The sequence below is a fragment of the Pseudomonas sp. 2835 genome (genome assembly GCF_050435905.1).
GTDB lineage: Bacteria > Pseudomonadota > Gammaproteobacteria > Pseudomonadales > Pseudomonadaceae > Aquipseudomonas.
The window spans coordinates 43,005-67,141 of record NZ_JBNDLE010000027.1; the positions used below are offsets into that span (position 1 = coordinate 43,005).

At 63.1% G+C, this 24,137-nt stretch carries 23 protein-coding genes and 1 other RNA gene; 14 read left to right on the forward strand and 10 right to left on the reverse strand.

Going from position 1 to position 24,137, the window contains the following annotated elements:
- Positions 1 to 9 precede the first annotated feature (9 nt).
- Positions 10 to 2,241: a polyphosphate kinase 1 gene (ppk1, locus tag ABIE20_RS25385; protein WP_429508147.1), complete on the forward strand. Its 2,232-nt coding sequence runs from the start codon at positions 10 to 12 to the stop codon at positions 2,239 to 2,241.
- Here ppk1 and ppx read toward each other — a convergent pair.
- On the reverse strand, positions 2,228 to 3,730 hold the full coding sequence (gene ppx, locus ABIE20_RS25390; protein WP_429508176.1) for an exopolyphosphatase: 1,503 nt from the start codon (positions 3,728 to 3,730) through the stop codon (positions 2,228 to 2,230). The two genes, ppk1 and ppx, sit on opposite strands and share 14 nt — an antisense overlap.
- 241 nt (positions 3,731 to 3,971) lie before the next feature.
- Here ppx and trxA point away from each other — a divergent pair, with 241 nt between their 5' ends.
- The 5 genes from trxA (at position 3,972) to ABIE20_RS25415 (ending at position 9,272) form a co-directional block, all read left to right on the forward strand.
- A complete protein-coding gene (trxA, locus tag ABIE20_RS25395; protein WP_093378210.1) occupies positions 3,972 to 4,301 on the forward strand; it encodes a thioredoxin TrxA in 330 nt (109 codons plus the stop codon).
- Between the two features lie 229 nt (positions 4,302 to 4,530).
- Complete coding sequence (gene rho, locus ABIE20_RS25400; RefSeq protein WP_028942380.1) at positions 4,531 to 5,790, forward strand: transcription termination factor Rho; 1,260 nt, start codon at positions 4,531 to 4,533, stop codon at positions 5,788 to 5,790.
- A 129-nt stretch (positions 5,791 to 5,919) separates the two neighbouring features.
- Complete coding sequence (gene ubiD / locus ABIE20_RS25405; RefSeq protein WP_429508150.1) at positions 5,920 to 7,386, forward strand: 4-hydroxy-3-polyprenylbenzoate decarboxylase; 1,467 nt, start codon at positions 5,920 to 5,922, stop codon at positions 7,384 to 7,386.
- The gene (locus tag ABIE20_RS25410; protein WP_429508151.1) at positions 7,387 to 8,355 is read left to right on the forward strand and encodes a CDP-6-deoxy-delta-3,4-glucoseen reductase; all 969 of its coding nucleotides are present in this window, start codon (positions 7,387 to 7,389) and stop codon (positions 8,353 to 8,355) included.
- 275 nt (positions 8,356 to 8,630) lie between these two features.
- Positions 8,631 to 9,272, forward strand: coding sequence for a gamma-glutamylcyclotransferase (locus ABIE20_RS25415; protein WP_429508153.1), 642 nt, complete (start codon positions 8,631 to 8,633; stop codon positions 9,270 to 9,272).
- Here ABIE20_RS25415 and ABIE20_RS25420 read toward each other — a convergent pair.
- Entirely contained in the window at positions 9,260 to 10,252 is a 993-nt protein-coding gene (locus ABIE20_RS25420; RefSeq protein ID WP_429508154.1) for an NADPH:quinone oxidoreductase family protein, read from the reverse strand. The genes ABIE20_RS25415 and ABIE20_RS25420 overlap by 13 nt on opposite strands.
- A 156-nt stretch (positions 10,253 to 10,408) precedes the next feature.
- On the opposite strand from ABIE20_RS25420, the gene ABIE20_RS25425 reads away from it, so the two are divergent.
- The gene (locus ABIE20_RS25425; protein WP_045201057.1) at positions 10,409 to 10,813 is read left to right on the forward strand and encodes a flagellar basal body-associated protein FliL; all 405 of its coding nucleotides are present in this window, start codon (positions 10,409 to 10,411) and stop codon (positions 10,811 to 10,813) included.
- Here ABIE20_RS25425 and ABIE20_RS25430 read toward each other — a convergent pair whose 3' ends face one another.
- The 4 genes from ABIE20_RS25430 to ABIE20_RS25445 form a co-directional block, all read right to left on the reverse strand.
- Positions 10,814 to 11,932: an ABC transporter permease gene (locus ABIE20_RS25430; protein WP_429508157.1), complete on the reverse strand. Its 1,119-nt coding sequence runs from the start codon at positions 11,930 to 11,932 to the stop codon at positions 10,814 to 10,816.
- On the reverse strand, positions 11,932 to 14,655 hold the full coding sequence (rbbA, locus tag ABIE20_RS25435) for a ribosome-associated ATPase/putative transporter RbbA (RefSeq protein ID WP_429508159.1): 2,724 nt from the start codon (positions 14,653 to 14,655) through the stop codon (positions 11,932 to 11,934). Before rbbA ends, ABIE20_RS25430 begins: the two co-directional genes overlap by 1 nt.
- Entirely contained in the window at positions 14,652 to 15,617 is a 966-nt protein-coding gene (locus ABIE20_RS25440; RefSeq protein WP_429508160.1) for an HlyD family secretion protein, read from the reverse strand. The genes rbbA and ABIE20_RS25440 overlap by 4 nt, the downstream gene beginning before the upstream one ends.
- Positions 15,618 to 15,712: 95 nt before the next feature.
- Positions 15,713 to 16,162 carry an EVE domain-containing protein gene (locus tag ABIE20_RS25445; RefSeq protein WP_429508162.1) on the reverse strand — a complete coding sequence of 150 codons (450 nt, stop codon included), beginning with the start codon at positions 16,160 to 16,162 and terminating at the stop codon, positions 15,713 to 15,715.
- A 178-nt stretch (positions 16,163 to 16,340) separates the two neighbouring features.
- Here ABIE20_RS25445 and ABIE20_RS25450 point away from each other — a divergent pair, with 178 nt between their 5' ends.
- Positions 16,341 to 16,481, forward strand: a complete 141-nt coding sequence (locus ABIE20_RS25450) for a hypothetical protein (protein ID WP_165392175.1) — start codon at positions 16,341 to 16,343, stop codon at positions 16,479 to 16,481.
- Positions 16,482 to 16,497: 16 nt separating this feature from the next.
- On the opposite strand, the gene ABIE20_RS25455 is transcribed toward ABIE20_RS25450, so the two are convergent.
- The 4 genes from ABIE20_RS25455 to ABIE20_RS25470 all read right to left on the reverse strand — a co-directional run bounded on the left by ABIE20_RS25455 (position 16,498) and on the right by ABIE20_RS25470 (position 17,906).
- A complete protein-coding gene (locus ABIE20_RS25455) occupies positions 16,498 to 17,106 on the reverse strand; it encodes a 5-formyltetrahydrofolate cyclo-ligase (RefSeq protein WP_429508164.1) in 609 nt (202 codons plus the stop codon).
- Between the two features lie 80 nt (positions 17,107 to 17,186).
- Positions 17,187 to 17,364: non-coding RNA, 6S RNA (gene ssrS, locus ABIE20_RS25460), on the reverse strand.
- An 18-nt stretch (positions 17,365 to 17,382) separates the two neighbouring features.
- Positions 17,383 to 17,700, reverse strand: coding sequence for a cell division protein ZapA (locus ABIE20_RS25465; protein ID WP_429508165.1), 318 nt, complete (start codon positions 17,698 to 17,700; stop codon positions 17,383 to 17,385).
- A complete protein-coding gene (locus tag ABIE20_RS25470) occupies positions 17,697 to 17,906 on the reverse strand; it encodes a TIGR02449 family protein (RefSeq protein WP_010221172.1) in 210 nt (69 codons plus the stop codon). Before ABIE20_RS25470 ends, ABIE20_RS25465 begins: the two co-directional genes overlap by 4 nt.
- A gap of 152 nt (positions 17,907 to 18,058) precedes the next feature.
- On the opposite strand from ABIE20_RS25470, the gene ABIE20_RS25475 reads away from it, so the two are divergent.
- From ABIE20_RS25475 to ABIE20_RS25500, 6 genes are all read left to right on the forward strand, one after another.
- Entirely contained in the window at positions 18,059 to 18,613 is a 555-nt protein-coding gene (locus ABIE20_RS25475; protein ID WP_429508167.1) for a YecA family protein, read from the forward strand.
- Positions 18,614 to 18,636: 23 nt separating this feature from the next.
- Positions 18,637 to 19,971 carry a Xaa-Pro aminopeptidase gene (gene pepP / locus ABIE20_RS25480; RefSeq protein ID WP_429508169.1) on the forward strand — a complete coding sequence of 445 codons (1,335 nt, stop codon included), beginning with the start codon at positions 18,637 to 18,639 and terminating at the stop codon, positions 19,969 to 19,971.
- Positions 19,968 to 21,161, forward strand: a complete 1,194-nt coding sequence (gene ubiH, locus ABIE20_RS25485) for a 2-octaprenyl-6-methoxyphenyl hydroxylase (protein ID WP_429508170.1) — start codon at positions 19,968 to 19,970, stop codon at positions 21,159 to 21,161. The genes pepP and ubiH overlap by 4 nt, the downstream gene beginning before the upstream one ends.
- A 2-nt stretch (positions 21,162 to 21,163) precedes the next feature.
- Positions 21,164 to 21,646 carry a DUF4442 domain-containing protein gene (locus tag ABIE20_RS25490; protein WP_123566889.1) on the forward strand — a complete coding sequence of 161 codons (483 nt, stop codon included), beginning with the start codon at positions 21,164 to 21,166 and terminating at the stop codon, positions 21,644 to 21,646.
- 9 nt (positions 21,647 to 21,655) lie between these two features.
- Entirely contained in the window at positions 21,656 to 22,873 is a 1,218-nt protein-coding gene (locus ABIE20_RS25495; RefSeq protein ID WP_429508178.1) for a 2-octaprenyl-3-methyl-6-methoxy-1,4-benzoquinol hydroxylase, read from the forward strand.
- A gap of 102 nt (positions 22,874 to 22,975) precedes the next feature.
- On the forward strand, positions 22,976 to 23,977 hold the full coding sequence (locus ABIE20_RS25500; protein WP_429508172.1) for an extracellular solute-binding protein: 1,002 nt from the start codon (positions 22,976 to 22,978) through the stop codon (positions 23,975 to 23,977).
- Positions 23,978 to 24,137: the final 160 nt, after the last annotated feature.

A 24,137-nucleotide genomic window follows, 5' to 3' on the forward strand; every position in this document is an offset into this window, starting at 1 on the left:
GAACGCTAGATGAATAACGAAGTACTTACCGACGTTGCAGTGAAAGACGCCCAGCCTGTGCCCGAGCAGATGCTCGAGACCCCGCCGGAGCCGCCTGCGGTTGCCGAGCCCGTGGTCGAGGCCCCTGCGCCGGCGCCGGTGGCCGCGCCTGCGATCGTCATTCCCGGTCTGGACGACAGCAGCCTGTACATTCATCGCGAATTGTCCCAGCTGCAGTTCAACATCCGCGTGCTGGAGCAGGCGCTGGATGAGTCCTATCCGCTGCTGGAGCGGCTGAAGTTCCTGCTGATCTTCTCCAGCAACCTGGATGAGTTCTTCGAAATTCGTGTGGCGGGCCTGAAGAAGCAGATCACCTTCGCCCGTGAACAGGCCGGCGCCGACGGCTTGCAGCCGCACCAGGCACTGGCGCGGATCAGCGAGCTGGTACACAGCGAGGTTGATCGCCAATACGCGATCCTCAACGACGTGCTGCTGCCGGAGCTGGAAAAACACCAGATCCGCTTCATTCGCCGCCGGCACTGGAACACCAAGCTCAAAACCTGGGTGCGGCGCTTCTTCCGTGACGAGATCGCGCCGATCATCACCCCGATCGGCCTTGATCCGACCCACCCGTTCCCGTTGCTGGTGAACAAGAGCCTGAACTTCATCGTCGAGCTCGAAGGTATCGATGCCTTCGGCCGCGACTCGGGCCTGGCGATCATCCCGGCGCCGCGTCTGCTGCCGCGGGTCATCAAGGTGCCGGAAGAGGTCGGCGGCCCTGGCGACAACTATGTGTTCCTGTCGTCGATGATCCACGCTCATGCCGATGACCTGTTCCAGGGCATGAAGGTCAAGGGCTGCTACCAGTTCCGCCTGACCCGCAACGCCGACCTGGCGCTGGACTCCGAAGACGTCGAAGACCTGGCCCGGGCCCTGCGCGGCGAGCTGTTCTCGCGCCGCTATGGTGACGCGGTGCGTCTGGAAGTGGCCGACACCTGTCCCAAACACCTCTCCGACTACCTGCTCAAGCAGTTCAGCCTGAGCGAAAGCGAGCTGTACCAGGTCAACGGTCCGGTCAACCTCACCCGACTGTTCAGCATCACCAGCCTGGACAGCCACCCGGAGCTGCAATACACGCCGTTTACCCCGGCAATCCCCAAGCTGTTGCAGAACAGCGAGAACATTTTCAGCGTGGTCAGCAAGCAGGACATCCTGCTGATGCACCCCTTCGAGTCGTTCACCCCGGTGGTCGACCTGCTGCGCCAGGCCGCCAAAGACCCGCATGTTCTGGCTGTGCGCCAGACCCTGTACCGCAGCGGTGCCAACTCGGAGATCGTCGACGCGCTGGTCGATGCCGCGCGTAACGGCAAGGAAGTCACTGCGGTGATCGAATTGCGGGCGCGTTTCGACGAAGAGTCCAACCTGCAAATGGCCAGCCGCCTGCAGGCAGCCGGTGCCGTAGTGATCTACGGTGTGGTCGGCTTCAAGACCCACGCCAAGATGATGCTGATCCTGCGCCGCGAGGCCGGCGAGATCGTCCGCTACGCGCACCTGGGTACCGGCAACTACCACGCCGGCAACGCCCGCCTGTACACCGACTACAGCCTGCTGACCTCCGATGACGCCCTGTGCGAAGACGTCGGCAAGCTGTTCAGCCAGCTGATCGGCATGGGCAAGACCCTGCGCATGAAAAAGCTGCTGCACGCGCCGTTTACCCTGAAAAAGGGCATGCTCGACATGATCGCGCGCGAAACCCAGTTCGCCCTCGACGGCAAACCGGCGCACATCATCGCCAAGTTCAACTCGCTGACCGATCCGAAGATCATCCGCGCGCTGTACAAGGCCAGCCAGTCAGGCGTGCGTATCGACCTGGTGGTGCGCGGCATGTGCTGCCTGCGCCCGGGCATTGCCGGGGTGTCGCACAACATTCAGGTGCGTTCGATCATCGGCCGCTTCCTTGAGCACACGCGGGTGTTCTACTTCCTCAATGGCGGCGAAGAGCAGATGTTCCTCTCCAGCGCCGACTGGATGGAGCGCAACCTCGACAAGCGCGTCGAGACCTGCTTCCCGGTCGAGGGCAAGAAACTGATTTTGCGGGTGAAAAAGGAGCTGGAAGGGTATCTGACCGACAACACCCATGCCTGGATCCTGCAGCCGGATGGCCGCTACGTACGCAGCACGCCAACCGGCAACCAGAACCCGCGCAGTGCCCAGGCCACTCTGCTCGAGCGCCTGAGCAACCCGGTACTTATCGTACGCTGAGGACGAAGCCGACCCGGGCCAGCCATTCTGCCTCCAGGCCGAAGTCGGCCTGGGTCAGCTGGTTCTCTTCCAGCCAGCCGGCCGGGAACTCGACGTCCAGGCTATCGCCCTTGGCGTGCAGGGTGACCTTGGGCATCTGCTGGGTGCCGCGGATGTGGTGGAACAGGATCGCGAAGCGCAGCAGCACGCACAGGCGGATCAGCTTGACCGCGTCGTCGCCGAATTCGGCGAACTTGTCCTTGGGAATGTTGCGGCGGTGGCCGCGCACCAACAGTGCCAGCATCAGCTGGTCTTCACGGGAAAAGCCGGCCAGGTCGGAGTGTTCGATCAGGTAGGCGCCGTGCTTGTGGTAGTGGTAGTGGGCGATGTCCAGGCCGACTTCATGCACCTTGGCCGCCCAGCCGAGCAATTCGCGCCAGATGCCGTCCTCCAGGTCCCAGGCCTTGGCCACCTGGTCGAAGGCGTGCAGCGCCTTGCGCTCGACCCGCGCTGCCTGGCCCTGGTCTACGTGATAACGCTCCATCAGCGAGGTCAGGGTGCGTTCGCGCACGTCTTCGTGATGGTGGCGACCGAGCAGGTCGTACAGCACGCCTTCGCGCAGGGCGCCGTCGCAGTGGTCCATGCGCTGCAGTTCGAGGGCGTCGAAAATCGCTTCGAGAATCGCCAGGCCCGCCGGAAAAATCGCCCGGCGGTCGGGTTTGACCCCGTCGAAATCGATCTTGTCGGTTTCTCCCAGCTTGAACAGCTTGCGCTTGAGCCAAGCCAGGCCTTCGGCATTGACCTCGCCGCTGCCCATGCCGCCGGATTTGAGCGCCAGGCCGATGGCGCGGATGGTCCCCGAGGAGCCGATGGCTTCGTCCCAGGTCAGGCGGTGCAGGGCGTTCTCGATGCTCATCAGTTCCAGGCGCGCAGCGGTGTAGGCCTGGGCATAACGCGCCGGGGTGATCTTGCCGTCGCGGAAATAACGCTGGGTATAGCTGACGCAGCCCATCTGCAGGCTTTCGCGCAGCAGCGGTTCGAAACGCTGGCCAATGATGAATTCGGTACTGCCGCCGCCGATATCGGCGACCAGGCGCTTGCCCGGGGTGTCGGCCAGGGTGTGGGACACGCCGAGGTAGATCAAGCGCGCTTCTTCACGACCGGAGATGACTTCCACCGGGTGGCCGAGGATGGCTTCGGCGCGACGGATGAATTCGCCGCGGTTGCGTGCTTCGCGCAGGGCGTTGGTGCCGACGATGCGCACGGCGCCATCGGGCATGCCGTTGATCAGTTGGGCAAAACGCTTGAGGCAGTCCAGGCCGCGTTGCATGGACTCTTCGCTGAGCTGGCGTTCTTCGTTGATGCCAGCGGCCAGCTGAACTTTTTCGCCGAGCCGCTCAAGGATGCGGATCTCGCTATGGTGGGCCTTGGCGACCACCATGTGGAAACTGTTGGAGCCCAGGTCTATGGCAGCGATCAAGGACAGATTCTTGGCTGTGTTTTGCGGCATGGTCATGGGTTCTCGGTCGATAACCCGGCAATCCTGCCACGATCCGGCGCTGGCGCCAACGCGCAGCGTATCAAGGCTTGATATGGGGCAGGTTGTGCGGGAATTATGACTTTCCCGTGACAGCAGCGATATGCGCGGTCATGCACAACTATAGTTACACTCAATCGTTCCTGGCTTCCTGTAGGCAGCCGGTGCAGCTATGATGGGCCACGTTTTTTTGCTTACGACCTTGGAGACTTCCATGAGCAGCGATCTTATCAAACACGTCACTGACGCCACCTTCGAAGCCGAAGTCCTGAAGGCTGAAGGCCCGGTGCTGGTCGACTACTGGGCTGAATGGTGCGGCCCTTGCAAAATGATCGCTCCGGTTCTGGACGACATCGCCGCTACCTACGCGGGCAAACTGACCGTCGCCAAGCTGAACATCGACGACAACCAGGAAACCCCGGCCAAGCACGGCGTGCGTGGCATCCCGACGCTGATGCTGTTCAAGAACGGCAACGTCGAGGCCACCAAGGTCGGCGCGCTGTCGAAATCTCAGCTGGCAGCCTTCCTGGACGCCAATATCTGAGTGAAATTAGCCCCGCATTCGTCGGGGCTTTTCTTTATCTGGTGACTAGACGCCAGAAAAAGCAGGTGTTACATTCGGCCTCGCACTGTTTCTTCGGTGCCCTCTGCACGCCGTCGCCGACGCATCCCTAATTCGAATCAGTACGCGATCCTGTCGCCTTCTTTGCGGCGCGGCTTCATTAAGCCAGAAGCTTAATTCCCCCTTCTTACATGATTACGTCACTCCCCTTATGAACCTGACTGAACTCAAGCAAAAGCCGATTACCGATCTGCTCGAAATGGCCGAACAGATGGGCATAGAAAATATGGCCCGTTCGCGCAAGCAAGATGTGATTTTCTCCCTGTTGAAAAAGCATGCGAAAAGCGGCGAGGAAATCTCCGGTGACGGCGTGCTGGAGATTCTCCAGGACGGCTTCGGCTTCCTGCGCTCGGCCGATGCCTCGTACCTGGCCGGCCCGGACGACATCTACGTGTCGCCAAGCCAGATCCGTCGCTTCAACTTGCGTACCGGCGACACCATCGTCGGCAAGATCCGCCCGCCAAAAGAAGGCGAGCGTTACTTCGCCCTGCTGAAAGTCGACACCATCAACTTCGACCGGCCGGAAAACGCGAAGAACAAGATTCTGTTCGAAAACCTGACGCCGCTGTTCCCTAACGAGCGCCTGAAGATGGAAGCTGGCAACGGTTCCACCGAAGACCTCACCGGCCGGGTAATCGACCTCTGCGCCCCGATCGGCAAAGGCCAGCGCGGCCTGATCGTCGCTCCGCCAAAAGCGGGCAAGACCATCATGCTGCAGAACATCGCGGCCAACATCACCCGTAACAACCCCGAGTGCCACCTGATCGTCCTGCTGATCGACGAGCGCCCGGAAGAAGTAACCGAAATGCAGCGCACCGTGCGCGGCGAAGTGGTTGCCTCGACCTTCGACGAGCCGCCAACCCGCCACGTGCAGGTTGCCGAAATGGTTATCGAGAAGGCCAAGCGCCTGGTTGAACACAAGAAAGACGTGGTCATCCTGCTCGACTCCATCACCCGTCTGGCCCGTGCCTACAACACCGTGATCCCGAGCTCCGGCAAGGTCCTCACCGGTGGTGTCGATGCCCACGCCCTGGAGAAGCCGAAGCGTTTCTTCGGCGCCGCGCGTAACATCGAAGAGGGCGGCTCGCTGACCATCATCGCCACCGCGCTGGTTGAAACCGGCTCGAAGATGGACGAAGTGATCTACGAAGAGTTCAAGGGTACCGGCAACATGGAGCTGCCCCTGGACCGCAAGATCGCCGAGAAGCGCGTCTTCCCGGCCATCAACATCAACCGTTCGGGTACCCGTCGCGAAGAGCTGCTGACCGCCGACGACGAGCTGCAGCGCATGTGGATCCTGCGCAAGCTGCTGCACCCGATGGATGAAGTCGCTGCCATCGAGTTCCTGATCGACAAACTCAAGCAGACCAAGACCAACGACGAGTTCTTCTTGTCGATGAAGCGCAAGTAAACTGTTGCGCTGGGCAAGAGCCGGGGCGACCCGGCTTTTTGCTATCTGTACTTTGGCTATTCTGAGCAGCCGAGTTCGGCGCTACACTCTGCAGCCCGACCGCTACGGCAGCCAATACGAGGCTTTTGCATGCAGTATCGCGATTTGCGCGACTTTATCCGTGGCCTGGAACAGCGCGGCGAACTCAAGCGCATCCAGGTGCCGATCTCTCCAGTCCTGGAAATGACCGAAGTCTGCGACCGCACCCTGCGCGCCAAAGGCCCGGCCCTGCTGTTCGAAAAACCTACCGGCTTCGACATCCCGGTGCTGGGCAACCTGTTCGGTACCCCGGAGCGGGTGGCCATGGGCATGGGCGCCGAGTCGGTCAGCGAACTGCGCGAAATCGGCAAGCTGCTGGCCTTCCTCAAGGAGCCTGAGCCGCCGAAAGGTCTCAAGGACGCCTGGTCGAAGCTGCCGATCTTCAAGAAAGTCGTGTCCATGGCGCCGAAGGTGGTCAAGGACGCGCCATGCCACGAAGTGGTCATTGAAGGAGATGATGTCGACCTCGGCCTGCTGCCGGTGCAGCACTGCTGGCCGGGCGACGTTGCGCCGCTGATCACCTGGGGCCTGACCGTGACTCGCGGGCCGAACAAGGACCGCCAGAACCTGGGTATCTACCGTCAGCAGGTGATTGGCCGCAACAAGGTCATCATGCGCTGGCTCAGCCATCGCGGCGGCGCCCTGGACTATCGCGAGTGGTGCGAGAAGCATCCTGGCCAGCCCTTCCCGGTGGCCGTGGCCCTGGGCGCTGACCCGGCGACTATCCTCGGCGCCGTGACGCCGGTGCCCGATACGCTCTCCGAGTACGCCTTCGCCGGCCTGTTGCGCGGCAACCGCACCGAGCTGGTCAAGTGCCGTGGCAACGACCTGCAGGTGCCGGCCACCGCCGAAATCATCCTCGAAGGCGTGATCCATCCGGGTGAAATGGCCCCGGAAGGCCCGTACGGTGACCACACCGGCTACTACAACGAAGTCGACAGCTTCCCGGTGTTCACCGTCGAGCGCATCACCCACCGCACCAAGCCGATCTATCACAGCACCTACACCGGCCGTCCGCCGGATGAGCCGGCGATCCTCGGCGTGGCGCTGAACGAAGTGTTCGTACCGATCCTGCAAAAGCAGTTCCCGGAAATCACCGACTTCTACCTGCCGCCGGAAGGCTGCTCGTACCGCATGGCGGTGGTGACCATGAAGAAGCAATACCCTGGGCACGCCAAGCGCGTGATGCTGGGTGTCTGGTCGTTTTTGCGACAGTTCATGTACACCAAGTTCGTTATCGTCACGGACGACGATATCAACGCACGGGACTGGAACGACGTGATCTGGGCAATTACCACGCGCATGGACCCCAAGCGCGACACGGTAATGATCGAAAACACCCCGATCGACTACCTGGACTTCGCTTCGCCGGTGTCCGGGTTGGGGTCGAAGATGGGCCTGGATGCAACGCACAAATGGCCGGGTGAAACCACCCGCGAGTGGGGACGGGTCATCGTCAAGGACGAAGCCGTCACCCGGCGGATCGATGAGCTGTGGCATCAGTTGGGAATAGACTAAATGCAGGTAACCTTGCAGCCGTCCGGGGCCGTGTTGGCACTCAAGCCCGGAGAAAGGATTCTGGATGCGGCGCGACGCCTGGGCTACGACTGCCCGCAAAGTTGTCGCAATGGTAACTGCCATGTCTGCGCCGCGCTGCTGATCGAGGGCCGAGTGCGTCAGGATGGCGTCGAGCGTGATCATGGCGAGCTGTTCACCTGCATCGCCGAGCCACTGGAGGACTGCGTCTTGTTGTGGGATGGCGTGCTAGCCCTGGGCGAGCTGCCGGTACGGACCCTGGCCTGTCAGCTCAGCGAGTGTGTCGAAGTCGGCGGTGACGTCTGGCGCGTGCGCTTGCGTGCGCCTGCCGGCAAGCCACCGCGCTACCACGCGGGCCAGTACCTGATGATCGAGCGTGACAGCGGCGACAAGGCTGCCTTCTCGCTGGCTTCGGCGCCGCACAGTGGCCGCGACCTTGAGCTGCATGTACTGGCCCGCGAGAACAGCGCCCTCGAGTTGATCGCCCAGTTGCAGCGCAACGGCATGGCGCGGCTGCAGATGCCCTTTGGTGATACCCACCTGGCCGAACTGCCTGATGGCCCGCTGGTACTTATCGCGGCCGGCACCGGCATGGCGCAGATGCACAGCCTGATCGAGCATTGCCGGGCCAGCGGCTTCAAGCACCCGGTGCACCTGTACTGGGGCGTGCGCCAGCCGGACGACTTCTACCAGATCGAGCACTGGGACGAATGGCAGCGCCTGCCCAACCTGTTCCTGCACAAGGTGGTCAGCGACCTGTGCGGCTGGGAAGGGCGCTGCGGCCTGTTGCACGAGGCGGTATGCGAAGACATCAGTGACCTGGCCGGCGTGCATGTCTACGCCAGCGGCTCGCCGAACATGATCTATGCCACCCTCGACGCACTGGTCGACGCCGGCATGGATGCACATCAAATGCGCGCCGATGTATTCGCTTATGCCCCGCGCAATTGATTGATGGAATAAGGCACGCTGCAACAGCGTGCCGGTTTAAATAACTGGCGGCGCCGCCAGCGGTGATAAGCCAATAATTATTGCCGGCAACGAAAATAACTTTCGCTACACTTGAAACAGTGCACCCGTTATCGCGCCGGCAAGGCCTTTATCGCTGTCTCGGGGCGCCTGGGGCTTGTATTCCGGCGCTTATCTGCCGTACGGTAACTCTGTGCACAGTGCGTTGCTTTATAGTGCAATGCGTTGGTAATTCATGGGGAAGTGTGGCGGCAGCTATGTCGGCGATCGAAACGGTATCTTTGAATGTGGCCTATCCGCCGCTGCTTGATTTCGGCGAACAATTAACTCGCGAGCAACTTTTACATTCAGTTCAACACACTATGTCCCGGCATCAGGGTGGCTCGGTGTGGCTGTTTGCTTACGGCTCATTGATCTGGCGTCCTGAGTGCAACGCCGCCGAACGGCGACGTGCGCGGGTACATGGTTATCATCGCGGGCTGTATCTGTGGTCCCACGAACACCGCGGCACGCCGGAATGTCCCGGGCTGGTATTCGGCCTTGATCGTGGTGGTTCATGCAGCGGTTTTGCCTACCGCTTGCCGGACGACAGCCTGGAAGACTCGTTGCTGGCCTTGTGGCAGCGCGAGATGCCTTACCCTGCGTACCGTCCGCACTGGCTCAATTGCCGGCTTGAGGACGGCAGCAAGGTCCAGGCCCTGGGTTTTGTGCTGGAGCGGCATTTGCCGTGCTACGCCGGCAACCTGCCAGACACCCTGCTCAGCCAGATCTTCGCCAATGCCAAGGGCCGTTACGGCAGCACCCGTGATTATGTCGAGCAGACCCTCAATGCCCTGCGCAGCCATGCCATGCCCGATCGCAACCTGGAGGCGCGCTTTCGGCGCTGTCATTCCAGGTAGGAGCGGGCCATGGTCACCACCAGCTTGCCCACCGCCTTGCGCTGGCCGAGCATCTCGATGGCTGCACCTGCTTCAGCCAGCGGGAAGGTCTGTGATACCAGCGGCTTGAGCTTGCCCTCGGCGAACCAGCTAAACAGCTGCTGGAAGTTCGCCGCGTTGTCGGCCGGCTGACGCTGGGCAAAAGCGCCCCAGAACACTCCAAGCACCGCTGCACCCTTGAGTAGCGCCAGGTTAACCGGCAGCTCGGGGATGCGCCCGCTGGCAAAACCGACCACCAATAGCCGGCCATTCCAGGCAATACCGCGCACCGCCTGGTCAAACAGATCGCCGCCAACCGGGTCGTAGATCACATCGGCGCCGTTGCCGCCGGTCAGGCGCTTGATGTCGTCCTTGAGGCTGGTTTCGCTGTAGTTGATCAGCTCGTCGGCGCCTGCGGCCTTGGCTACGGCAAGTTTCTCGGCGCTGCTGGCGGCGGCAATCACCCGCGCGCCCATGGCCTTGCCGATTTCCACCGCCGCCAGGCCAACCCCGCCCGAGGCTCCCAGCACCAGCAGGGTTTCCCCGGCCTTGAGCTGGCCGCGCTGGCTAAGCGCATGCATCGAGGTGCCGTAGGTCATGCCGAAGGCTGCGGCGGTGGTGAAGTCCATCTGTGGCGGGATCGGCAATACGTTGTAGGCCGGCACCGCCACCTGTTCGGCGAAGCTGCCCCAGCCGGTCAGGGCCATGACCCGGTCGCCGACCTTCAGGTTGCCGGCTTTTTCACCCACGGCGCTGACCACACCAGCGGCTTCGCCACCGGGGGAGAACGGCAGCGGCGGCTGGAATTGATACTTGCCTTCGATGATCAGGGTGTCGGGAAAGTTGACCCCGGCGGCCTGCACGTCGAGCAGGATCTCGTTCTTTTTCGGCACGGGGCTGGCGACTTCTTCCAGGACCAGGTTTTGCGCCGGGCCAAGGGCTTTGCACAACACTGCTTTCATCGGGACTATTCCTTTGCGCGTAGTGGCCGATAAGTGTAGGTGGGCGAGGTGCCGGGTCAACGAGCATGGCCCGCCCTGATAGGCCGGCATAAGCCCGGGCTTGGGTTTGACCGGTGCGCTGGGTATGCTGGCGCCAACTGTATGAGGAGCGAATTCGTGAAAGCGTGGATCTTGATGGTACTGGCGCTGATGCTGCCGATGGCGGCCATGGCCGAGGAAGCCAAGGAAGGAGAACCGAAGGTCTCCTACATTTCCCTGAGCCCACCTTTCGTGGGCAACTACGCCCTTGATGGCGGGCCGAAGCTGCGCGTGTACAAGGCCGATGTGGCCCTGCGGGTCAACAGCGACGCCGCAGCCGCTGCGGTAAAACATCATGAGCCGCTGATCCGCAACCAGCTGGTGGCGCTGTTCACCCAGCAGAACCTGGAGGCCATGAGCAACGTCGAGGCCAAGGAAAAACTGCGTCAGGAAGCCCTGAAGCAGGTCCAGCAGGTACTTGAATCCGAAGAAGGCAAGCCGACCGTCGACGACCTGCTGTTCAACAACCTGATCGTCCAGTAATCACGAGGTCAGGCTGCGACGAAAGCGCGCCAGGGCAATGGTGAAGAAGGCCAGGCCAATGGCGGCGAGCGCCGCGATGTCTGGCCAGACCACTGCCAGCCCGGCGTCACGGAACAGGATCGCCGCGCTGAGGCTGACGAAGTGGGTCGAGGGCGAACCCTGCATGACCCACTGCAGCCATTGCGGCATACTGTCCAGCGGCGTGCTGCCGCCTGACAGCAACAGCATCGGGATGATCACCGGAATCGCCAGCAGGCCGAACTGCGGGGTCGAGCGCGCCAGGGTGGCGAGGAAGATTCCCAAGGCGGTGCTGGCGAACAGGTACAGCGCCGTCACCGCCAGAAACAGCCCCAGCGATCCCGCCAGCGGTACCCCAAGCGCGCCCTTGACGATCACTTCCAGCGACACCCAGGTGCACAGCACCACCACCAGGGCGTTGCTGGCGATCTTCGCCAGCATGATTTCCAGCGCCGTCAGCGGCAGCACCAGTAGGTGGTCGAGGGTGCCGTGTTCACGCTCGCGCAGCAGCGCCGTACCGGTAAGGATGATGGCCAGGATGGTGATGTTGTTGACGATCTGGATCACTGCCAGAAACCAGCCGCCCTCAAGGTTTGGGTTGAACAGCGCGCGGGCACTGAGCAGCGCCGGGCTGCCGGCCGTGGCCGAGCCCTGGTTTGCGTAGTCGAGCAGCTCGCGCTCTACAATCCTGCCGATGTAACCGGCGCCCATGAACGCCTGGCTCATGGCCGTGGCGTCGACGTTGACTTGCAACTCCGGCGAGCGTCCGGCCAGCAGGTCGGTCTGGAAGTTCACCGGTACGTTGATCACAAAGGTGTAGCGGCCACTGTCCAGGGCCTGGTCGAGCTGGTCGTAGGGCAGCGGCACGGCGTGCTGGAATTCCGGTGGTTGCAGGGCTTCGGCAAGCTTGCGCGACACCAGGCTGTGGTCTTCGTCGATCACCGCCACGCTGGCGTTGTGCACGCCGATCACCGAGCCTGCTGCCGGCATGTAGATCGCCACACTGAAGGCATACAGCAGGAACAACAGCAGCACGCTGTCGTGGCGCAGGCTGGTCAGCTCCTTGAGACCCAGGCGCAGGGTATGTGCCAGACGATGCATCAGACCTCCTGCTTCTTCAGCATGGCCAGACTCAGGCCGGTGAAAGCGACAAAGAAGCCCAGCAGCGCCAGGCACTGAGGCCAGAGCTCGCGCAGGTCCAAGGCCTTGGTAAAGGTGCCGACGGCGATATCGAGAAAGTAACCGGCCGGGAACAGCTGGCCCATCAAGGCCGCCGCGCCATCGAGCGAGGAGCGCGGTACGATCAGCCCGGAGAACTGGATGGTCGGCAGGCTGGTGATGATCATGGTGCCGAGGATCGCGGCGATCTGGGTGCGGGTGAACGCCGAGATCAGCAGACCCAGGCTGGTGGTCGCCAGCAGGTAGAGCACGCCGCCGCAGGCCAGGGCCAGGGCGCTGCCCTTGAACGGCACGCCGAACAGCCAGCGGTTCATTGCCACCAGCAGCGCCAGGTTGACCAGGCTTACCGCCAGGTACGGCGCCTGCTTGCCAAGCAGGAACTCCAGGCGGGTCAGGGGCGTTGCATAGAAGTTGGTGATCGAGCCCAGTTCTTTTTCGCGCACGATGCCCAGCGCAGTGAGCATCGCCGGGATGAACGCCAGGATCAGCGCCATGACCCCGGGACCGATGGCGTTAACGCTGACCACGTCCTGGTTGTAGCGAAAACGGGTTTCCAGGCGCACCGGGGCTTGCCCGGGCTGGGCCTTGCTGCCCAGCGCCGCCAGTTGCTCGAGGTTGGCCTGGTGCACGGCTTCGACGTAGTTGCGGCTGGTTTCGGCGCGAAACGGCATGCCGCCATCGAGCCAGGCCGCCACTACGGGTTGGCGCCCGGCGTACAGGTCGCGGCCAAAGCCGGGTGGAATCTCCAGCGCCAGTTTGATCTCTGAGCGTTGCAGGCGTTTGTGCAGTTGTGCGGCATCGCCGATGGGCGTCTGTTCGGCGAAATAGCGTGAGCCGCGGAAGGCTTCAAGGTACGCGCGGCTTTGCGGGCTCTGGTCCTGGTCATAAACGGCGAAAGCGAGGTTTTCCACGTCCAGGGAAATCCCGTAGCCGAAGATCACCATCATGAACAGCGCACCAAGCAGGGCAAACGCCAGGCGCACCTTGTCGCGCAGCAGTTCCTTGCCTTCGCGGGTGGCGACGGCGAACAGGCGCTTGAGGCTGAAGCCTCGGCGCAGGTGCAGCGCTGCTGTGCTGGCCGGCGTTTCCAGCTGGGTGCTGGCAGTTGGCGCTTCGCTGGCGCCCTGGGCTTTCTCTAGGCAGGTGACGAAGGCATCTTCCAGTGTCTCGCCGCCAAACTGCAGTTGCAGCGCCGCCGGGGTATCGCAGGCCAGAACCTTGCCGGCATGCATCAGGGAAATCCGGTCGCAGCGCAGGGCCTCGTTCATGAAGTGGGTAGAGAGGAAGATCGTCACGCCCTGGTCCCGAGACAGCTCGATCAGCAGGCGCCAGAAATCATCGCGCGCTGCCGGGTCCACGCCTGAGGTGGGCTCGTCGAGGATCAGCACTTCCGGGCGGTGCAATACCGCCACTGCCAGCGACAGGCGCTGGCGCAAGCCCAGGGGCAGGGCGCCGGACTGCTGGTCGGCGATGGCGCCCAGATCGAAACGCTCGATCAACTCGGCGATGCGCGGGCCGCTCTCGGCCTTGGGCAGGTCGAACAGTCGCGCATGCAGTTCAAGGTTATGTCGTACGCTCAGCTCGCCATACAGCGAGAAGCTCTGGGACATGAAGCCGACGCGCTTGCGCGTGGCCAGGTCCTTGGCGTTCACCGGGCGGCCGAGCAGGGTGGCGCTGCCTTCGCTGGCCGGCATCAGCCCGGTGAGCACCTTCATGGTGGTGGTCTTGCCGCAGCCGTTGGAGCCGAGGAAACCGAAAATCTCACCACGGCCGATGGCGAAGCTGACCTTGTTCACGGCGGTGAAGTCGCCGAAGCGCAGGGTCAACTCATGGGCTTCAATGGCGATCTCGGCATTGCCGCTATCGCGCGGTGGGATCACCAGGGGCTGCTGGCTGCGCTGGCTGTCGCCCTGAAAGTGGGTGAAGGCGTCATCGAGCTTGTGGCTGGCGGTGGCTGCGGCCAGTTCTTCGCTCAAACCCGCAGCAATCAGCCGGCCACGATCGAGCATCAGACAGTGTTCGAACTGTTCGGCCTCTTCCATGTAGGCCGTGGCGACCAGCAGGGTCAGTTGCGGGCGCTCCTGACGCACCTGCTCGACCAGCTCCCAGAAGCGCCGGCGCGACAGCGGGTCGACGCCGGTGGTGGGCTCGTCGAGGATCAGCAGGTCCGGTTCGTGGATCAGCGCGCAGCACAGCCCGAGCTTCTGCTTCATGCCGCCTGACAATTTGCCCGCCGGGCGCTCGGCAAAGCGCAGCAGGTCGGTGGCCAGCAGCAGGTTGTGCATACGCTGTTCGCATTCCTTGGCGCCAAGGCCGAACAGGGTGGCGAAGAAGCGGATGTTCTCGCTGATCGACAGCTCAGGGTAAAGGTTGCCGCCCAGCCCCTGGGGCATGAAGGCGATGCGCGGGTAGAGGCTGTTGCGATGGCGGCGCTGGCGGATCGAGCCGCCAAGCACCTGCAGTTCGCCGCTTTGTAGCTTCTTCACCCCGGCGATCAGCCCCAGCAGGCTCGACTTGCCGGCGCCGTCCGGGCCGATCAGGCCGCAGCGGGTGCCGGCCGGCAGGCTGAAGGCGATGTCCTGCAGGGCGCTCAGGCCACCGTAGCGGTGGTTGACGCCCTCGGCGTGCAGCGCCAGCGCGCTCATTGCAGGTTGGCCGGCCAGTCCACATCAGCGGTGCGCACATAGCCTGCGCCCGGCATGCCGGGTTTGGCCTGGGGCACGGCGCTCGGTTCGGTCAGGCGCAGCTTGACCCGGAACACCAGCTTCTGGCGCTCGTCACGGGTTTCCACCTGCTTGGGGGTGAACTGCGCCTTGGCCGCGACGAAGGCGATCTTCGCCGGCAAGGCCTGGTCGGGCAGGGCGTCGAGAACGATGCGCGCCTGGTCGCCGACGGTCAGGCGGCCGGTAGTGGAGGCGGGCAGGTAAAGGTTCATGTACTGGTCGCTGGGGTCGATCAGCATCAGCACACGGCCGCCGGCGCCGAGCACTTCACCTGGCTCGGCCAGGCGCAGCTGGATCACGCCGTTGATCGGCGCACGCAGGCTGCTGTCATCGATCTCGCTGGTCAGTTGTGCGACCTGGGCTTCGGCGGCGCCGATGGCGGCCTTGATTGCCGCCAGTTGCGCGCGGGCGGCAACCACAGCGGAGTTGCTGGTGTCGTAACGGGCCTGCTGCTGGTCGAGCAGCTGCTGGCTGGCATATTTGCGCTGGAAGATCTCGCGGACGCGCTTGAGCTCCTGGCTGGCCAGCAGTTGTTCGCTCTGGCGCAATTGCACCGTGGCCTGGGCGGCGGAGTAGTTTTCCCGGGCGCGCAACACTTCGGCTTCGGCCTGGCTGCGTTGGGCTTCGAGGGTACGGGTGTCGATGCGGGCGAGCAACTGGCCCTGCTTGACCGTATCGCCTTCGTCCACCAGCACCTCGGCCAGGCGTCCGGGGATCTTGCTGGCGATTTGCACTTCGGTGGCTTCGAGCCTGCCGTTGCCCATGCTCAGGCCTTCGGGCAGGCGGTCATGCAGGGACTTCCAGTAGCCCAGGCCACCCGCGGCCAGGAGCAGGGCGATCAAGGCGCCGGCGAAGAGTTTCGGGGTGTGTTTGCTCATCGACATGGTTGGGCAATCCTTGCTGCATTAACGTCAAATTGTGACGCCGCACCGATCCTGGTGCGTTGATGTTCGTCAAATGAGCGGTAATCCTACCTTGTTTAGCGCAGTGCGAGTACCGCAGCCCACTGTTCAGCGGTTACCGGCATCACTGAAAGGCGGCTGCCTTTTTGTACCAGCGCCAGTTCGGCAAGGGCGGTTTGCTGCTTGAGGTAGCCCAGTTGCAGGACCTTGCCGAAGGTTTCGACATGGGCGACATCGACGGCGCTCCATGGGTTCTTTTCGTCGGTGGCCTTGGCGTCGAAGTAGTGGCTTTGCGGGTCGAGCGCGGTGGGGTCGGGATAGGCCGCGGCGCTGATGCGGGCGATACCGGCAATACCTGGCTCCGGGCAACTGGAGTGGTAGAAGAAGAACTGGTCACCGACCGCCATGGCACGCAAGAAATTGCGCGCCTGGTAGTTGCGCACGCCATCCCAGCGGGCTTCGCCCAGCCGCGCGAGGTCCTTGATCGAGAGTTCGTCGGGCTCGGATTTCATCAGCCAGTAGGCCATGGGTGGTGCTCCAGACAATGTTTGAAATAACCTGTTTCAGGAAACCGACGGTCGGTTGGCGTCAACGTTTGCGTGTCGCCTCAGGTTGTCGGAGAATGCGCGCATTTTAAGCTTGACGCTGCTGCAACAACAAAAACGTTGCTGACAACGTGATCAGTTTGCCTGAGGGGGGCAATCGATGAATCGCAAACCGGATTTGCTCTGGATTCTGGTGTTTCTGTTCGGTTTGGGTGTTGTCACTACCGGTTATGCGCAAAGCCTTTGGGAACGCAAACTCGACGCCCCCTACGAAATGCCGGTCAATCCGCAACAGCGTTGATTGCCTCCTGGCGCCCTCACACGGGTGCCAGGTACCAGCCACGGTCCGAGACCGTACCCTGCAGCGGCACATCCCAACTGGCTTGCGCCAGTCGTTCGACCTTCTGGCACTCATGCGCCAGGCCCAGTAGCAAGGGCTTTTTCCAGGCCTTGCGCCGTGCCTGATAGGCCAGGCTGCGATCATAGAATCCGCCGCCCATGCCCAGCCGGCCACCCACTTCATCAAAACCTACCAGCGGTAGCAGGATCAGGTCCAGCGCCCAGATCGGCCGTTGCCGGGCCAGGCTGATGTGTGGTTCGGGGATGCGAAAGCGGTTGGGTCGCAGCTTCTCGCCGGCTTCGATGCGCTGGAACCCCATCTTGGTTTTCGGCCAGGCGTGCAACACTGGCAGGTAGGTGCGCTTGCCGCGGCGCTGGGCTTCACGCATCAGCAGGCGCGGGTCGATCTCGCAATCATTGGGCAGGTACAGGGCGATATGCCGGGCTCGGCGGAATAGCGGATGCTGCGCCAGTTGCCGGTACAGGCCACGGGCTGCCTGGCGTTGTTCGGCCGGCGTCAGGGCGCGGCGGGCATCGCGAAGCAGGCGGCGAAGCTGGGGGCGGGTAAGCGGCGCGGTGTCGGTCATGGCACGGGCGGTCCCAGAGTGGGCTGCCACCCGCTGGGTGACAGCTCGATTGCCCGCGCAGAAGGGCGGGCAAAGAATTCAGGCTCCCCGACGAACCGCTGTCGGTGTAGCCCTTGAACCCGAAAGTTCAAGGTGGAGATTGCAGGAGGCGTTAAGGCTTTCCGTCAAGCGGACATGCACACCGGCCCCACGTGCAACCCCCGTGGTTGTGCGTATCGGCTCAGGGACATGACCGACTGGCAAGCACTCCAGGGAGTGGCGCAAGTATACCGGCACTCAACCCTTTTTTGAATCTTGATCGTCGGCCAGTGCGCTATCGACCCGTTCGAGCAGGTCGCGCACCTGTTCCCGGTTGACGCCAGAGCCCGTCGCTTCCGGGCGTTCCTGGTTGTGCAGCAGGTCGTGGGTAATGTTCAGCGCAGCCATCACGGCGATGCGGTCGGCACCGATGACTTTGCCGCTGCTGCGGATTTCGCGCATCTTGCCGTCCAGGTAGCGCGCAGCGCTGACCAGGTTGCTGCGTTCTTCCGGCGGACAGATGATCGAATACTCTTTGTCGAGGATCTGAACAGTGACGCTATTGCTTGAGCTCATGAGTCTTGCTCCAGGGCCTTGAGTCGCAAAATCATCGATTCGACCTTACGCCGGGCGATTTCATTTTTTTCGATGAGGTGGGCGCGCTCTTCGCGCCAGGATTTTTCCTGAGCTAATAAGAGTGCGTTTTGCCGTTTTAGTTGCTCGACCCGCTCAATCAGCAGTTCGAATCGGCCCATCAGCGCTTGCAGATCGTTCTCTTGCATTGGTTGCCACTCGATTCGGTCGTGCGGGTGGTTGCCCGGTTTATGCCCTGGCCGGCCCGGAGTTGGCCGCGTCGATGGTCTTGGCGCGCCTGCCGGTGCTAGGATACAAGGTCTTCATTCTAGTCATTGCGCCGTCTGGCGCCTAGTTGCCCATGCCCAATATCAATTCGCCGTACACCGCCTTCGCCACCTTGCTCAGCAGCAACGGGCATCCTGTTTCCCCTGCCGAACTGCACGGATTGTTGCTCGGGCGCAGCTGCGCCGGTGCAGGCTTCGATGCCGAGGCATGGTTGGCAGACGCCGCCGGCCTGCTGGAAAGCGAGCCGGCAGACAACGTTCGTAACGCTTTGATCGGCCTGCAGGAAATGGTCAAGGGTGAACTGACCAGCGACGATATCACCGTCGTGCTGCTGTTGCCCGGTGATGATGAACCGCTGACCGAGCGCGCTGCTGCCCTGGGTCAATGGTGCCAAGGCTTCATTGCCGGTTTCGGCCTGAACGCCGGTGGCAAGGATTTGAGTACCGAGGCCAAGGAAGTGCTGCAGGACCTGGTCGCAATCTCTCAGGTCCAGGACGCCCTGGAAGAATCCGAAGACGGCGAAAACGACTATATGGAAGTCATGGAATACCTGCGCGTCGCGCCGCTGCTGCTCTACACCGAGCTCAAGCAGCCGGTCGAGCCTGCGGCCAAACCTTCGCTGCACTGATCAACCACGGACTGCCACTGCCCATGAGCCACATCCCCAAGTCGGAATACGCCCGTCGACGCAAGGCGCTGATGGCGCAGATGGAACCCAACAGCATCGCTATTCTGCCCGCCGCCGCAGTTGCCATCCGCAACCGCGACGTCGAGCACGTGTACCGCCAGGACAGCGATTTCCAGTACCTCAGCGGCTTCCCCGAGCCCGAGGCAGTGATCGCCCTGATCCCCGGCCGCGAGCACGGCGAGTACGTGCTGTTCTGCCGTGAGCGCAATCCCGAGCGCGAGCTTTGGGACGGCCTGCGCGCCGGCCAGGAAGGGGCGATTCGCGACTTCGGCGCCGATGATGCCTTCCCTATCACCGATATCGACGACATCCTCCCCGGCCTGATCGAAGGCCGTGACCGGGTGTATTCGGCCATGGGCAGCAACGCCGAGTTCGACCGCCACCTGATGGAGTGGATCAACGTGATTCGCTCCAAGGCGCGCCTCGGCGCCCAGCCGCCGAACGAATTCGTTGCCCTGGATCATCTGCTGCACGACATGCGCCTGTATAAATCGGCGGCGGAAGTGAAGGTGATGCGTGAGGCCGCCGCTATTTCTGCCCGTGCCCATGTGCGCGCGATGCAGGCCTGTCGCGCCGGTTTGCGCGAATACAGCCTGGAAGCCGAGCTGGACTACGAGTTTCGCAAGGGCGGGGCGAAGATGCCGGCCTACGGTTCGATCGTCGCCGCCGGGCGCAACAGTTGCATCCTGCATTACCAGGAGAACGACGCGCCGCTCAAGGACGGTGACCTGGTGTTGATCGACGCCGGTTGCGAGATCGACTGCTACGCCAGCGACATCACCCGCACCTTCCCGGTCAGCGGGCGTTTTTCGCCGGAGCAGAAGGCCATCTACGAGCTGGTGCTCAAGGCCCAGGAGGCGGCCTTTGCGGTCATCGCCCCGGGCAAGCACTGGAATCACGCCCATGAGGCCACGGTGCAGGTTATTACCGAGGGCCTGGTGGAACTGGGCCTGCTCAAGGGCCAGGTGCAGGAACTGATTGAAAGCGAAGCCTACCGGGCCTTCTACATGCACCGCGCCGGGCATTGGCTGGGCATGGATGTGCACGATGTCGGCGATTACAAGGTCGGCGGCCAGTGGCGGGTGCTCGAACCGGGAATGGCCCTGACCGTGGAACCTGGCATCTATATCGGTGCCGATAACCAGAGTGTCGCGAAAAAATGGCGCGGCATCGGTGTGCGAATCGAGGATGACGTAGTGGTAACCAAGCAGGGCTGTGAAATCCTGACCTCCGGCGTGCCCAAGACGGTTGCCGAAATCGAAGCCTTGATGGCTGCCGCGCGCAGTGCCGCAGCATGAGCCGGGTCAACCTTGCAATCATTGGCGGCGGCCTGGTCGGTGCCAGCCTGGCCCTGGCCCTGCAGGCCGGCGCCAAGGCGCGTGGCTGGAAGATCCTGCTGATCGAACCGTTTGCCCCGGGTGACAGTTTCCAGCCCAGCTACGACGCCCGCTCTTCGGCGTTGTCCTTCGGCACCCGGCAAATTTACGAACGCCTCGGTCTGTGGCAACAGATCAGCCGCCGCGCCGAGCCGATCCGCCAGATCCAGGTCTCCGACCGTGGCCGCTTTGGCGCCACCCGCCTGGACGCTCTGGAAGAGGGCGTGCCGGCGCTTGGCTACGTGGTCGAAAACGCCTGGCTCGGCCAGTGCCTGTGGAAGGGGCTGGACGCCGAGGTGGTGAGCTGGCGCTGCCCGGCGGAAGTCACCGCCATGCAGGTGCTGGAAGACGGCTATCGGCTGTCGCTCAACGACGACACCACGCTTGAATGTGACCTCGCGGTGCTGGCTGATGGCGGCCGCTCCGGCCTGCGCGAGCAACTGGGTATTCATGTCAGTCAGCGACCGTACAACCAGAGCGCCCTGATCGCCAATATCACCCCGAGCGAAGCCCATTGCGGCCAGGCCTTCGAGCGCTTCACCGATGAAGGGCCGATGGCCTTGCTGCCATTGCCGGAAAACCGCTGCGCGCTGGTCTGGACGCGCGCCGGGATGGACGCCAAGCGCCTGGCCGAGCTGGACGAGCGCAGCTTTCTCAGCGAGCTGCAGGATGTGTTTGGCTACCGCCTCGGTGCCCTGCGCCAGGTCGGCGCCCGGCACCTGTATCCGTTGTCGCTGGTCGAGGCCCAGGAGCAGGTCCGCCCGCACCTGGTGGTCCTCGGCAACGCAGCGCACAGTCTGCACCCGATTGCCGGCCAGGGCTTCAATCTGTCGCTGCGCGATGTGCAGTCGCTGGCCGACGGCTTGCTGGCCAGCCCCGGATTGCCGGGTGACTTTGCCACCCTGCAGGCTTACCGCGAGCGCCAGCGCCTGGACCAGGACCTGACCGTGGGCTTCTCCGACCGCGTCACCCGTTTGTTCGGCAGCGCCCAACCGTTGGTGGCTACCGGCCGCAACCTGGGCCTGCTCGGCCTCGACCTGCTGCCCCCGGCCAAGCGCTGGTTCGCCCGCCAGGCCATGGGCCTGGGGACTCGCCCGGACCCACGGAGCTGAGCATGAGCGACCCGCGCAAACTGGCCCGGCGCGCGCGCAGGTTGCGCTGGCTGCTGAACATTTACCCGCCGTACCTTGGCGCGGGCATTCGCGTGCTCAGCGTCAGCCCGGATCTGCGCCATATTCGCGTGCGCATGGGCTTGCGCTGGTTCAACCGCAACTATGTCGGCACCCAGTTCGGCGGCAGCCTGTATTCGATGGTCGACCCGTTCTACATGCTGATGCTGATGGAGCTGCTCGGGCGTGAGTACATCGTCTGGGACAAGGCCGCCAGCATCGATTTCGTGTCGCCGGGCAAGGGCCCGGTGTTCGCCGACCTGCGCATCGACGATGCCCTGCTCGAGGACATCCGCCAGCACACCGCCGGCGGCAAAAAGTACCTGCCACGACTTCAGGTCGATATCCGCGACGCCGCCGGTGAGCTGGTGGCGCGGGTCGACAAAACCCTTTACGTGCGGCTCAAGCCGCAAGCGAGACAGGCTTAAGGCATGGAAATGCGCGCAGATCTGTTGATTGTCGGTGCCGGTATGGTCGGCAGCGCCCTGGCCCTGGCGTTGCAGCACAGCGGCCTGGAAATTCTCTTGCTCGACGGCAGCCCCTTGTCGATCAAACCCTTTGACGAACAGTCGGCGTTCGAGCCGCGGGTCAGCGCCTTGTCGGCGGCCAGCCAGCGCATTCTCGAACGCCTGGGCGCCTGGCAGGGGATCAGCGAGCGGCGCCTGAGCCCGTATTCGGACATGCGTGTCTGGGATGGCAGTGGCACCGGCCAGATTCACTTCTCGGCGGCCAGCGTGCATGCCGAGGTGCTAGGCCATATCGTTGAAAACCGCGTGGTCCAGGACGGTCTGCTTGAGCGTCTGCACGACAGTGAAATCGGCCTGCTGGCCAATGCCCGCCTGGAGCAGATGCGCCGCTCCGGCGACGACTGGCTACTGACCCTGGCCGACGGCCGTACCCTGCGCGCACCGCTGGTGATTGCTGCGGATGGTGCCAACTCGGCAGTTCGGCGCTTGACTGGCTGTGAGACCCGCGAATGGGACTACCTGCACCACGCCATCGTTACCAGCGTGCGTTGCGCCCAGCCGCATCAGACGACCGCCTGGCAGCGCTTTACCGATGAGGGGCCGCTGGCGTTCCTGCCGTTGCTGCGCGATGGCCAGCAGAACTGGTGCTCGATTGTCTGGTCGACCACCCCCGAGCAGGCTGAACACTTGATGGCCTTGAGCGATGAGGCGTTCTGCGCCGAGCTTGAGCGCGCCTTCGAGGGGCGCCTGGGTGGCGTGCTGCAGGCCGACCCGCGGGTTTGCGTGCCATTGCGCCAACGTCACGCCAAGCGTTACGTGGCCGAAGGCCTGGCACTGATCGGCGATGCGGCGCACACCATTCACCCGTTGGCCGGGCAGGGCGTCAACCTTGGTTTTCTCGACGCTGCAGTACTTGCCGAAGAGCTGCTGCATGCCTACGAGCGTGGCGAGCGCCTGGCCGATATCCGCGTGCTCAGCCGTTTCGAGCGTCGGCGCATGCCGCACAACCTGGCCTTGATGGCGGCGATGGAAGGTTTCGAGCGCTTGTTCCAGGCCGATCCGTTGCCGTTGCGCTGGTTGCGCAACAGCGGCCTGAAATGGATCGAGCAATTGCCGCAAGCCAAAGCCCTGTTCGTGCGCCAGGCCCTGGGCTTGAGCGGTGACCTGCCGGAACTGGCGCGGGCCTGAGGGCCCAGCAACATCTGGTAACTCCTCCCTTGTGAGTTCGGTTGAGAAGCCAAATGGGATTAACTACCATTTGCGCCTCTCAAGCATTCCGAGGACCGCACCATGTTGCCACGCAAGCACGTACTGGCCGCCCTGGCTCTGACCCTGTTCGGCACGGCCGCCCAGGCGGCGGACGAGGTGGTGGTGTATTCCTCGCGCATCGACGAGCTGATCAAGCCGGTATTCGATGCCTACACCAAAGAAACCGGGGTGAAGATCAAGTTCATCACCGACAAGGAAGCGCCGCTGATGCAACGGATCAAGGCCGAGGGCGAGAACGCCACTGCCGACCTGCTGCTCACCGTCGATGCCGGCAACCTCTGGCAGGCCGAGCAGATGGGCATCCTGCAGCCAATCAAATCTGACGTCATCGACAAGAACATCCCCGCCCAATACCGCGCTTCGTCCCACCAATGGACCGGTCTGAGCCTGCGCGCGCGGACCATCGCCTACTCCACCGACCGGGTCAAACCCGAAGAGCTGAGCACCTACGAGGCCCTGGCCGACAAAAACTGGGAAGGTCGCCTGTGCCTGCGTACGGCGAAGAAGGTCTACAACCAGTCACTGACCGCCACGCTGATCGAAACCCATGGCGAGCAGAAGACCGAAGAGATCATCAAGGGCTGGGTCAACAACCTGTCCACCGACGTGTTCTCCGACGACACCGCCTTGCTCCAGGCGATCAACGCCGGCCAGTGCGACGTCGGTATCGTCAACACCTACTACTACGGCCGCCTGCACAAGGAAAACCCCAAGCTGGCAGTCAAGCTGTTCTGGCCCAACCAGGCGGACCGCGGCGTGCACGTCAACCTCTCGGGTATCGGCCTGACCAAGCATGCGCCGCATCCTGAGGCGGCGAAGAAACTGGTCGAGTGGATGACCGGTGCCGAGGCGCAGAAGATCTTCGCCGGCGTGAACCAGGAGTTCCCGGCCAACCCGGCCGTGGCGCCATCGGAAGAAGTGGCTGCCTGGGGGACCTTCAAGGCCGACAGCATTCCTGTGGAAGTGGCCGGCAAACGTCAGGCCGAAGCGATTCGCCTGATGGATCGGGCTGGCTGGAACTAAGCGCCAGGCTTTATCCTTCCGGGGCCCTTTATCGGCCCCCTGTGGGAGCGGGGGGGGGGCCCCCCAGAACAAATTATTAAAAAAAAACAAAAAACGGGCCCACCCCCCCCCCCCAAAACCCTAGGTGTAAAAAAAAAAATTTTATATTTTGCCCACCCCC

Coding starts and splice junctions, on each gene's coding strand:
- ubiD (WP_429508150.1), top strand. CDS start 5,920: ATGCAGTATCGCGATTTGCGCGACTTTATCCGTGGCCTGGAACAGCGC.
- ABIE20_RS25475 (WP_429508167.1), top strand. CDS start 18,059: ATGCCCAATATCAATTCGCCGTACACCGCCTTCGCCACCTTGCTCAGC.
- ABIE20_RS25430 (WP_429508157.1), bottom strand. CDS start 11,932: ATGCATCGTCTGGCACATACCCTGCGCCTGGGTCTCAAGGAGCTGACC.
- ABIE20_RS25465 (WP_429508165.1), bottom strand. CDS start 17,700: ATGAGCTCAAGCAATAGCGTCACTGTTCAGATCCTCGACAAAGAGTAT.
- ABIE20_RS25495 (WP_429508178.1), top strand. CDS start 21,656: ATGCGCGCAGATCTGTTGATTGTCGGTGCCGGTATGGTCGGCAGCGCC.
- ABIE20_RS25490 (WP_123566889.1), top strand. CDS start 21,164: ATGAGCGACCCGCGCAAACTGGCCCGGCGCGCGCGCAGGTTGCGCTGG.
- ppk1 (WP_429508147.1), top strand. CDS start 10: ATGAATAACGAAGTACTTACCGACGTTGCAGTGAAAGACGCCCAGCCT.
- ABIE20_RS25470 (WP_010221172.1), bottom strand. CDS start 17,906: ATGCAAGAGAACGATCTGCAAGCGCTGATGGGCCGATTCGAACTGCTG.
- ubiH (WP_429508170.1), top strand. CDS start 19,968: ATGAGCCGGGTCAACCTTGCAATCATTGGCGGCGGCCTGGTCGGTGCC.
- pepP (WP_429508169.1), top strand. CDS start 18,637: ATGAGCCACATCCCCAAGTCGGAATACGCCCGTCGACGCAAGGCGCTG.
- trxA (WP_093378210.1), top strand. CDS start 3,972: ATGAGCAGCGATCTTATCAAACACGTCACTGACGCCACCTTCGAAGCC.
- ABIE20_RS25450 (WP_165392175.1), top strand. CDS start 16,341: ATGAATCGCAAACCGGATTTGCTCTGGATTCTGGTGTTTCTGTTCGGT.
- ABIE20_RS25410 (WP_429508151.1), top strand. CDS start 7,387: ATGCAGGTAACCTTGCAGCCGTCCGGGGCCGTGTTGGCACTCAAGCCC.
- rho (WP_028942380.1), top strand. CDS start 4,531: ATGAACCTGACTGAACTCAAGCAAAAGCCGATTACCGATCTGCTCGAA.
- ppx (WP_429508176.1), bottom strand. CDS start 3,730: ATGCCGCAAAACACAGCCAAGAATCTGTCCTTGATCGCTGCCATAGAC.
- ABIE20_RS25440 (WP_429508160.1), bottom strand. CDS start 15,617: ATGTCGATGAGCAAACACACCCCGAAACTCTTCGCCGGCGCCTTGATC.
- ABIE20_RS25500 (WP_429508172.1), top strand. CDS start 22,976: ATGTTGCCACGCAAGCACGTACTGGCCGCCCTGGCTCTGACCCTGTTC.
- ABIE20_RS25415 (WP_429508153.1), top strand. CDS start 8,631: ATGTCGGCGATCGAAACGGTATCTTTGAATGTGGCCTATCCGCCGCTG.
- ABIE20_RS25455 (WP_429508164.1), bottom strand. CDS start 17,106: ATGACCGACACCGCGCCGCTTACCCGCCCCCAGCTTCGCCGCCTGCTT.
- rbbA (WP_429508159.1), bottom strand. CDS start 14,655: ATGAGCGCGCTGGCGCTGCACGCCGAGGGCGTCAACCACCGCTACGGT.
- ABIE20_RS25445 (WP_429508162.1), bottom strand. CDS start 16,162: ATGGCCTACTGGCTGATGAAATCCGAGCCCGACGAACTCTCGATCAAG.
- ABIE20_RS25420 (WP_429508154.1), bottom strand. CDS start 10,252: ATGAAAGCAGTGTTGTGCAAAGCCCTTGGCCCGGCGCAAAACCTGGTC.